This window comes from Bacteroidota bacterium (genome assembly GCA_030706565.1).
Taxonomy (GTDB): domain Bacteria; phylum Bacteroidota; class Bacteroidia; order Bacteroidales; family JAUZOH01; genus JAUZOH01.
Genome location: JAUZOH010000462.1, coordinates 1 through 2,804, shown reverse-complemented (window position 1 = coordinate 2,804; position 2,804 = coordinate 1). Strand labels below are relative to the sequence as shown.

2 protein-coding genes and 1 riboswitch are annotated in these 2,804 nt (G+C 43.2%); of the genes, one reads left to right on the top strand and one right to left on the bottom strand.

Going from position 1 to position 2,804, the window contains the following annotated elements; all coding sequences use genetic code 11:
* Nucleotides 1-1,037: TonB-dependent receptor (locus Q8907_15560; protein ID MDP4275688.1), on the bottom strand; the 1,037-nt coding region annotated here is incomplete at its 3' end.
* A 40-nt stretch (nt 1,038-1,077) separates the two neighbouring features.
* A riboswitch (TPP riboswitch) is annotated at nt 1,078-1,174 on the bottom strand.
* Nucleotides 1,175-1,275: 101 nt separating this feature from the next.
* Here Q8907_15560 and rlmD point away from each other — a divergent pair.
* Nucleotides 1,276-2,682, top strand: a complete 1,407-nt coding sequence (rlmD, locus tag Q8907_15555; GenBank protein ID MDP4275687.1) for a 23S rRNA (uracil(1939)-C(5))-methyltransferase RlmD — start codon at nt 1,276-1,278, stop codon at nt 2,680-2,682.
* Nucleotides 2,683-2,804 lie beyond the last annotated feature (122 nt).

Below are 2,804 nucleotides of genomic sequence, written 5' to 3'. Positions count from 1 at the left end.
TGTTCTTGTCCGTTTTGATCTTCGTAGAGCCCTAGCCCATTGTACCTTCTGTCAGAAGCAAGTTTATCTCCCGGAACTCCGTCCCAGGCCAGGTGTGTCTTCTCCTGTCCACTGAAAATACTGGCTTTGACAATGGTCTTCTTGCCATAATAACCGCCAATCAGGGCAAAAGATTTAAGATCAGTACCGGAATTTTTCATATAGCCATCCGAAGTAATTTGCGATAAACGGGCATCTAAAGTAAACCTGTCATGCATCAAACCAGTACCCACATTAATCGTATTTTTGAATGTATTAAAAGAACCGGCCGTAGAATTCAATTCTGCATAAGCATCTTTATTCAGGGAAGAAGTTTTGAAATTCAGGGTTGCTCCGAATGCACCTGCACCATTTGTGGAAGTCCCCACTCCCCTTTGAATCTGGATATTGTCGACAGAGGATGCAAAATCAGGCAGGTCAACCCACCATACTTCCTGGGATTCAGACTCATTCAGGGGTACCCCATTAATGGTCACATTGATGCGGCTCAGATCGCTGCCCCGTACACGGAAAGTAGTAGAACCAACGCCTGTTCCGGCATCACTGGTTGTTACCAGGGACGGGGTGAGATTCAGGACATAAGGCATATCCTTGCCGGTATTTTGTTGCCGGATTGCCTCTTTGTCCACCTCAGAAAAACTAAAAGGATCCTTTGCAGAAGCACGCGTGGCCGAAACAACCACCTCATCCGTTATCACATCCTGAGCTCTTAAGACGATATCAAGGTGTTTGTCCCCGTTTAATTCCACGGATTCGACCTGAGTCTTAAAACCCAGATAAGAAATTTTCAACTGATAAGTTTTGTTTTTTAATCTTTGAAAACTAAAATGGCCGTTCAAGTCGGTTACGGTTCCCAAATAAGATTTTTCAATAGCTACCGTTGCACCGGTAAGTAAAGTTCCATCATTGCCTTTAACTGTTCCCGAGAGGGTCGATTGGGAGAATGAGGAAAGATAAGTGCATAAACAAGCACTTAAAAAAAGCAGCACTTTTTTCATTTTAAATTTTTTGTATTAGGATTAAACACTTCAGCAATGATTTCCATTGCCTCTTTTTGCCTACGCCGGTATTAACCGGATCAGGTCCTAAGGGTATGATCTCAGCCCGTTATAATGAGGCACCCCCTTAAGAGAATGTGCAAATTTACAAATTTTTCACGAAACGCGATCCAAGTTTTTACGTTTAGGCTTTCAAATTCTAAGTGCTATCTTTGCAGGAACATTAAATCATTTTCCTTTGAGTAGAAAAAAGACATTACCGCTTTTAGAGCAGGTAGAAATTACAGATGTGGGTGCCGAAGGCAAAGCAATTGCCAGGATTAACAATATTGTGGTGTTTGTAAATGGAGTGATACCGGGCGATGTGGTTGATTTGCAGGTAAAAAGAAAACGCAAAAGCTACATGGAAGCTTTCCCTGTGAAATTTCACAAATTTTCTTCGCTAAGGGTTGAACCGGTCTGCCCTCATTTTGGCATTTGCGGCGGTTGTTCGTGGCAGATGCTGCCTTATGCAGAACAACTGAAATATAAACAGAAACAGGTGAGCGATAACCTGCAGCGCATTGGAAAAATCGAACTGCCCGAAATCAGCACGATCATTCCTTCTGAGAAAACCACCTTTTACCGCAACAAGCTGGAATTTACCTTTTCAAATAACCGCTGGCTTACCCAGGAAGAAGTTGATTCCGGAAAAAGTTTTGACGATCCTGAAGCTCTGGGCTTTCATATCCCCGGCAAATTTGACAAGGTGCTCGATATCAAATTCTGCGCCCTGCAAAAAGATCCTTCAAACGAAATCAGACTCTGGGTCAAGAACTATGCCCTACAGCATAATTTGCCATTCTTCGACCTGCGAAGCCATGAGGGATTTCTCCGCAACCTGATTATCCGGACGGCTACCACCGGACAATTAATGGTTATCGTTTCCTTTGCCCATGAAGATAAAACGCAAAGGGAATTATTACTTAACGGACTGGTTGAAAAGTTCCCGCAAATCACCTCCCTGCTGTATGTCATCAACGAAAAAGCCAATGACAGCCTTGAAGACCAGGAAATTATTCCTTTTAAAGATGGGGATTGCATCTACGAAGAAATTGAAGGGCTGAAATTTAAAATCGGCCCCAAATCCTTCTTCCAGACCAACTCTGAACAGGCTTTCAAACTTTACCAGACGGCAAGGGATTTTGCCAACATTCAACCTTCGGAAACCGTTTATGACCTGTATACAGGGACGGGGACAATAGCCAATTTCGTTGCCCGTCAGGCCAAAAAAGTTATCGGAATTGAGTATGTACCCGAAGCCATTGAAGATGCGAAAATCAATTCAAGGATAAACGGCATAGAGAACACTTCTTTCTTTGCAGGAGATCTGAAAAATGTAATGAGCCTTGATTTTATTGCCGCACACGGCCATCCCGACGTAATGATCATCGACCCACCGCGGGCGGGCATGCATGCCGATGTGGTAGCAACCATTCTTGCCGCCGGACCCCAAAGAATTGTATATGTCAGCTGCAACCCGGCAACACAGGCAAGGGATTTGAACCTTCTGGGGGAAAAATACAAAGTGATGAAAGTGCAACCCGTGGATATGTTTCCCCATACTTTCCATGTGGAGAATGTTGTGCTTCTGCATAAAAAATAAGGCTCATTATTTCAATAAGAAATAATTGATTTTAAGATGTCATATGTAACTCCATGTTTGCTGTTTTCATTTTTTTTGTGTTTTATCGACAGCCATGAATTGCCGCCAGCTTTAGCAAGAGG